We start from the raw sequence: 6,319 nt of genomic DNA, 5'->3' as shown, positions 1-6,319 counted from the left end.
CGAGCAGCGTCTCGACGCGCGCCGGTACATCGGCCGGCGAAATCTTCAACACGGCTGCCGTCGCCTTCAAACGCCTGTCCTGCTCGTCGAGATGTTTGCGCGCGGCTTCGCCCGTCAATGCCTCGATGCGGCGCACGCCGGCGGCGACCGCGCTGTCCGACACGACACGCACCAGGCCGATGTCGCCGGTCGCCCGGACATGGGTGCCACCGCAGAGCTCGACCGAATAGGGCCGGTTCGCCTTGGCGCCGTGCAGGCCGGTGCCCATCGACACGACGCGCACTTCGTCGCCGTACTTTTCGCCAAACAGCGCCATGGCGCCCTCGGCGATGGCATCGTCGACCGACATCAGGCGCGTGGTCACCGGGCCGTTCTGGACGACGATCTCGTTGGCCATGCGCTCGACCTCTTCGAGGTCTTCGGCCGAAATCGGCTTGTTGTGCGAGATGTCAAAGCGCAGGCGCTCGGGCGCGACCAGCGAGCCCTTCTGTGCGACATGGCTGCCCAGCACTTCGCGCAGCGCCTCATGGATCAGATGCGTCGCGGAATGGTTGGCGCGCAGCCTCGAGCGCCTTGCATGATCGACCTTCAGCTCGACAGCCGCGCCCGTCTTGACGGTGCCGCTGGCCACCTTGCCGATATGCACGAACAGCCCGTCGGCCTTCTTCTGCGTATCCGAAACCTCGATCGAGAACCCCTCGCCGGAGATGACGCCGGTGTCGCCCATCTGGCCGCCGGACTCGGCATAGAACGGCGTCTGGTTGACGACGATCGCCACCGCGTCGCCCTTGCCGGCGCCGTCGACAGCCTTGCCGTCCCGGACAAGCGCCTGGATGATGCCTTCCGCAGCTTCAGTCTCATAGCCGAGGAACTCGGTGGCGCCGGCCTTCTCGCGCACCGAGAACCAGATGGTCTCGGTGGCGGCGTCGCCGGACCCGGCCCAATGCTTGCGCGCCTCGGCCTTCTGCTGCTCCATCGCGTTGGTGAAGCCGGCAATATCGACCGAGATGCTGCGCTGGCGCAGTGCGTCCTGCGTCAGGTCGAGCGGGAAGCCATAGGTGTCGTAGAGCTTGAAGGCCGTCTCGCCATCCAGCATGTCGCCGGCATGCAGCGTTTCGGTCGCCTCGGAAAGCAGGCCGAGGCCGCGCACCAGCGTCTTGCGAAACCTGGTCTCCTCGAGCTTCAGCGTCTCGGTGATCAATTGTTCGCCGCGCAGCAGTTCCGGATAGGCCTGGCCCATTTCGCGCACCAGCGCCGGCACCAGCTTCCACATCAGCGGTTCGTTGGCACCGAGCAGCTGCGCATGGCGCATGGCGCGGCGCATGATGCGGCGCAGGACGTAGCCCCTGCCTTCGTTCGAGGGCAGCACGCCATCGGCGACCAGGAAGGAGGACGAGCGCAGATGATCGGCAATGACTCGGTAGGAGGCGACCGTCTCCTTGTCGGGATCATGCCCGATCGCGGACGAGGCCGCGTCGATCAGGTGACGGAACAGATCGGTCTCGAAGACGCTTTCCACCCCTTGCAGGATGGAGGCCATGCGCTCCAGGCCCATGCCGGTGTCGATCGAGGGGCGCGGCAGGTCGATGCGCTCCTCCTTCGTCACCTGTTCATACTGCATGAACACCAGGTTCCAGAATTCCAGGAAACGGTCGCCGTCCTCCTCCGGGCTGCCGGGAGGGCCGCCCCAGATGTGCTCGCCGCGGTCGATGAAGATCTCCGAGCACGGCCCGCAGGGTCCGGTGTCGCCCATCGCCCAGAAATTGTCCGAGGTCGCGATGCGAATGATGCGGTCGTCGGAAAAACCGGCGATCTTCTTCCAGAAGCCGGCCGCCTCGTCATCCGTGTGATAGACGGTGACCAGCAGCTTGTCCTTGCTCAGCCCGAATTCCCTGGTGATCAGGTTCCAGGCAAGCTCGATGGCGCGCTCCTTGAAATAGTCGCCGAAGGAGAAGTTGCCGAGCATCTCGAAGAAGGTCAGATGACGCGCGGTGTAGCCGACATTGTCGAGATCGTTGTGCTTGCCGCCGGCGCGAACGCTCTTCTGGGCGGTCGAGGCGCGCGAATAGGGCCGCTTCTCCAGGCCGGTGAAGACGTTCTTGAACTGTACCATTCCGGCGTTGGTGAACATCAGCGTCGGGTCGTTGCGCGGCACCAGCGGACTCGACGCGACGATCTCGTGACCCTCCTTGCGGAAGTAGTCGAGAAATGTCGACCGGATTTCGTTCACGCCACTCATGAATGCTGCCTTTTCAGAAGGGCCGCCGGCAAACCGGCGGAAATGGGCTCTGCGTTTTAGAAGATTAGGACTTGGCCTTTTAGCCGCCGCGCTTCACCCTGTCCAGAAACACGGAATTGGTCCAATCCACGGCCTTTGCCGGCCGTTCGAACCGGCCTGTTTTCGCCGCCGAAACGCAAAACCGCCGGCACTGGGCCGGCGGTTTCAAAACGCATTAACGCGGAACTCGATTACTTAAGCCCGAGATAATAGAATGCGATTATGGCCGAACTCCGGCCGACCTCGCGAGTTGTCACATCGCGCCGGATTCCTCCTCGAACCCGTCGTCGCCACCTTCGGAGCCGCCATTCTCAAGGAACTTTTCGGCGATCAGCCCGGCATTCTGTCGGAGCGCCAGCTCGATCTCGCGTGCGGTGTCGGGATTGTCGCGCAGGAACAGTTTGGCATTCTCGCGGCCTTGGCCGAGACGCTGCGAATTGTAGGAGAACCAGGCGCCCGACTTCTCGACCACGCCGGCCTTGACGCCGAGATCGACCAGTTCGCCGGTCTTGGACACGCCTTCACCATACATGATGTCGAACTCGACCACCTTGAAGGGCGGCGCCAGCTTGTTCTTGACCACCTTGACGCGGGTCTGGTTGCCGACGACTTCGTCGCGGTCCTTGACCGAGCCGATGCGGCGGATGTCGAGGCGCACCGATGCGTAGAATTTCAGCGCGTTGCCGCCGGTCGTCGTCTCGGGCGAACCGAACATGACGCCGATCTTCATGCGGATCTGGTTGATGAAGATGACCATGGTGTTGGAGCGCGAGATCGAGGCGGTCAGCTTGCGCAGCGCCTGGCTCATCAGGCGGGCCTGCAGGCCGGGCAGCGAATCACCCATCTCGCCTTCGATTTCGGCACGTGGCGTCAGCGCCGCGACCGAATCGACCACCAGCACGTCGATGGCGCCGGAGCGCACCAGCGTGTCGCAGATTTCCAGCGCCTGCTCACCGGTGTCGGGCTGCGAAATCAGCAGGTTTTCGAGATCGACGCCAAGCTTGCGGGCATAGACCGGGTCAAGCGCGTGCTCGGCATCGACGAAAGCGCAGATGCCGCCCTTCTTCTGGGCTTCGGCCACGGTGTGCAGGGCCAGCGTCGTCTTGCCCGAGCTTTCCGGCCCGTAGATCTCGATGATGCGGCCGCGCGGCAGGCCACCGACGCCAAGCGCGATGTCGAGGCCAAGCGAGCCGGTCGGCACCGTTTCGATCTCGACGACCTGCTCGTTGGCGCCGAGCCGCATGATCGAGCCCTTGCCGAAAGCCCGCTCGATCTGCGACAGCGCCGCATCCAGAGCCTTTGATTTGTCCACTGCCTTGTCCTCTACCAGCCGCAAAGAATTCTGAGCCATGATACATCACCCCTTGGTCGTCAATGAAGGCCGGACAATCCGTAATCCCTGCCTATTTGTACCTTTTTTGTTCTCATTTGGCAAGAGGGATCAAATATCTGAAAAACAAGCAATATCCGGATTTGTTCTTTTTTTGTCCAAGGATTCGATCAGGAATGCACCGCACGTTGGGCCAGACGGCTCGGTTGTTTCGACCTGCCGAATCGCCGCCTTGCATGCGAAGCTCGGTCGCACAGCCTAGCGCTTGTGCGGCTGGAATAACAAAGGTCATATCGCCGGCATGCTGAAATCCGCGAAAATACTGGCCGTAGGCGGCGCCCATATCGACCGGCGCGGCCAGGTGTCCGGCGCCTACGTGCCCGCCGCCTCCAATCCGGGCACAATGCGCGAGGATGTCGGCGGCGGCGTCTTCAACGCCTTGCGCAGTGCCGTGCGGCGCGGCGTCTCCGCGTCGCTGATGTCGGTTCGCGGCGGCGATCCCGCTGCCGACACCGTTTCGCGAGCCATTGCCGGGGCAGGCATTACCGACCTGTCGGCGGTCTTCCTCGACCGCACGACGCCGAGCTACACGGCACTGATCGACAGCGAGGGCGAGTTGATCGTCGGCTTTGCCGACATGGCGCTCTACGACCTGGCGTTTCCCAAGCAGATCAGGCGCTCCAAGGTGCGGGAGGTGATCGCCGCCGCCGACGCGATCCTGTGCGACGCCAATCTGCCCTCTTCGGCGCTGGAACGGCTGGTCGCGCTCGCTGCGGGCAAGCCGGTTTTCGCGATTGCCATTTCGCCGGCCAAGGTGGTGCGGTTGCTACCGGTGCTGAAGGAGCTTTCGCTGGTCTTCATGAACCGGCGCGAGGCCATGGCGCTGGCCGGCGTCGCCGCGAATGCCACGGAGCGCGAGGTCGTCGACGGGTTGCGATGCAGCGGCCTCGTCAGCGGCGTGGTGACGGCAGGCGGCGGGCCCATGCTGGGCTTCGATGAAGCCGGCGCCTTCTCTATCCTGCCGCCGCCACCAAGAAAGGTCGCCGACGTCACCGGCGCCGGTGATGCGCTGGCAGGCGCAACGGTCGCTGCCTTGCTGCGCGGACTGCCGTTGCGGGCAGCTCTGCGCGAAGGCATTGCCGGGGCGACGCTTGCCATCGAAAGCGCCGCCGCCGTTCCGGAGTTCACCGCGGCGAGCTTCGCGGAAGCGTTGGCTCTTGTGCCGGATGCCAGGGAAATGGCATGAGACCGGCGAATTCATAGTGCCGCGATGTTGCCGAGCGTCCGACGGACGCGCCGCATTCCGGATAGGAGACCTTGATGACCCCTGAGACCGCCCGCCCCTTCATCGACATCCACGCGCCGGTGGCGCAGGCCCTGGCCGACGGCCGGCCGGTGGTGGTGCTGGAAAGCACCATCATCACCCATGGCATGCCCTACCCCGACAATGGCGCCATGGCGGCCGATGTCGAAAAGATCATCAGCGATGGCGGCGCCGTGCCGGCGACGATCGCCGTGGTTGGCGGCCGCATCAAGATCGGGCTTTCGGACGGCGAGCGCGAATCGCTGGCGATGACGGGCGACGCGATGAAGCTGTCGCGCGCCGATCTCGGTTTTGCCGTGGCGCAAGGGCGCACCGGCGGCACCACGGTCGCCGCCACGATGATCGCGGCGCATATGGTCGGCATAAAAGTGTTTGCCACCGGCGGCATCGGCGGCGTGCACAAGGGCGCCGAAAAGAGCTTTGACATTTCCGCCGATCTCGACGAGCTGGCGCGCACCCCGGTGATTGTCGTCTCGGCCGGCGCCAAGGCGATCCTCGACATCGAAAAGACGCTGGAAGTGCTGGAGACGCGCGGCGTGCCGGTGATCGGCCATGGCTGCGAGACGATGCCGGCCTTCTGGTCCAGGCAATCGCCGTTCCGCGCGCCGCTGACCTTGCACGAGCCGGAAGAGATCGCGCATTTCTACCAGACGAGGGCAGCACTTGGGCTTGCTGGCGGCATGCTGATTGCCAATCCTGTGCCGGAAAACCAGGAAATCCCGGCTGCGGAGATGGCGGGCTATATCGACGCCGCGCAGAAGGCCGCCGAGGCACAACATGTCACCGGCAAGGCAGTGACGCCATTCCTGCTGGGAAAGATCCTCGAACTGACCGGCGGCAGGAGCCTGAAGACCAACATCGCGCTGGTGGAAAACAATGCAAGGTTGGCGGCGAGGATAGCCAGGGCATTGTAGGGCACGGCCTCCAAGGTCGGCGGGACAGAGGGGGGTGCTGTCCCTCCGCTGTGCCAAGAAGGTTGGCATTCACTTCCCCGCCCGCCGCCCCGCCTCATACGCCCGGCGTGCCCAGGCCGCCATCTCCTCGGGATCATCGAAAGCGCTGTCGGGAACGCTCCAGTAGGGCATGGCGACCAGCTTGCCGTGGCGCGAGCCGGTATAGGTCCATTGCGTGCAGCCGGCGGCCTCGAACTCGGGCGCGCTTTGCTCGTCGGCTTTCAGCATCAATTCGCCACGCAACACGATGGCGACGATGACGCCGTCGAAATAGATGCCCTTGCCGCCGAACAGTTTGCGGATGCTGACAGGGCCGAGACCCTCGAACAGTTCGGCGATGCGTTCATTGTCCATGCCGCGATCATGTCACCGGCATCTGGCCTTGTCATCGCCGCAACCAAAATCATGCTGACAGGTTGAGAGAGGTATCGGAG

5 protein-coding genes are annotated in these 6,319 nt (G+C 64.1%); 2 read left to right on the top strand and 3 right to left on the bottom strand.

Annotated elements, in window-relative coordinates; genetic code table 11:
- Positions 1–2,239 (bottom strand): alanine--tRNA ligase (alaS, locus tag EN879_RS20115; RefSeq protein WP_127274201.1); only part of this gene is annotated, 2,239 nt, incomplete at its 3' end.
- A 292-nt stretch (positions 2,240–2,531) separates the two neighbouring features.
- Positions 2,532–3,629 carry a recombinase RecA gene (gene recA, locus EN879_RS20110; protein ID WP_013532151.1) on the bottom strand — a complete coding sequence of 366 codons (1,098 nt, stop codon included), beginning with the start codon at positions 3,627–3,629 and terminating at the stop codon, positions 2,532–2,534.
- A 280-nt stretch (positions 3,630–3,909) separates the two neighbouring features.
- Between recA and EN879_RS20105 the strand changes: the two genes are divergently transcribed.
- A complete protein-coding gene (locus EN879_RS20105; RefSeq protein WP_063167812.1) occupies positions 3,910–4,854 on the top strand; it encodes a carbohydrate kinase family protein in 945 nt (314 codons plus the stop codon).
- Between the two features lie 74 nt (positions 4,855–4,928).
- Positions 4,929–5,846 (top strand): pseudouridine-5'-phosphate glycosidase, encoded by a 918-nt coding sequence (locus EN879_RS20100; RefSeq protein ID WP_063167811.1) that lies wholly within the window; start codon positions 4,929–4,931, stop codon positions 5,844–5,846.
- A 69-nt stretch (positions 5,847–5,915) separates the two neighbouring features.
- Here EN879_RS20100 and EN879_RS20095 read toward each other — a convergent pair whose 3' ends face one another.
- Positions 5,916–6,239, bottom strand: a complete 324-nt coding sequence (locus EN879_RS20095) for a TfoX/Sxy family protein (RefSeq protein WP_063167810.1) — start codon at positions 6,237–6,239, stop codon at positions 5,916–5,918.
- Positions 6,240–6,319: the final 80 nt, after the last annotated feature.

Origin of the sequence: Mesorhizobium sp. M7A.F.Ca.AU.002.02.1.1 (assembly GCF_003998535.1) — a bacterium.
Classification (GTDB): domain Bacteria; phylum Pseudomonadota; class Alphaproteobacteria; order Rhizobiales; family Rhizobiaceae; genus Mesorhizobium; species Mesorhizobium ciceri.
Note: the sequence above shows the minus strand (reverse complement) of the source record. Positions and strands in the feature narration are given on the sequence as shown.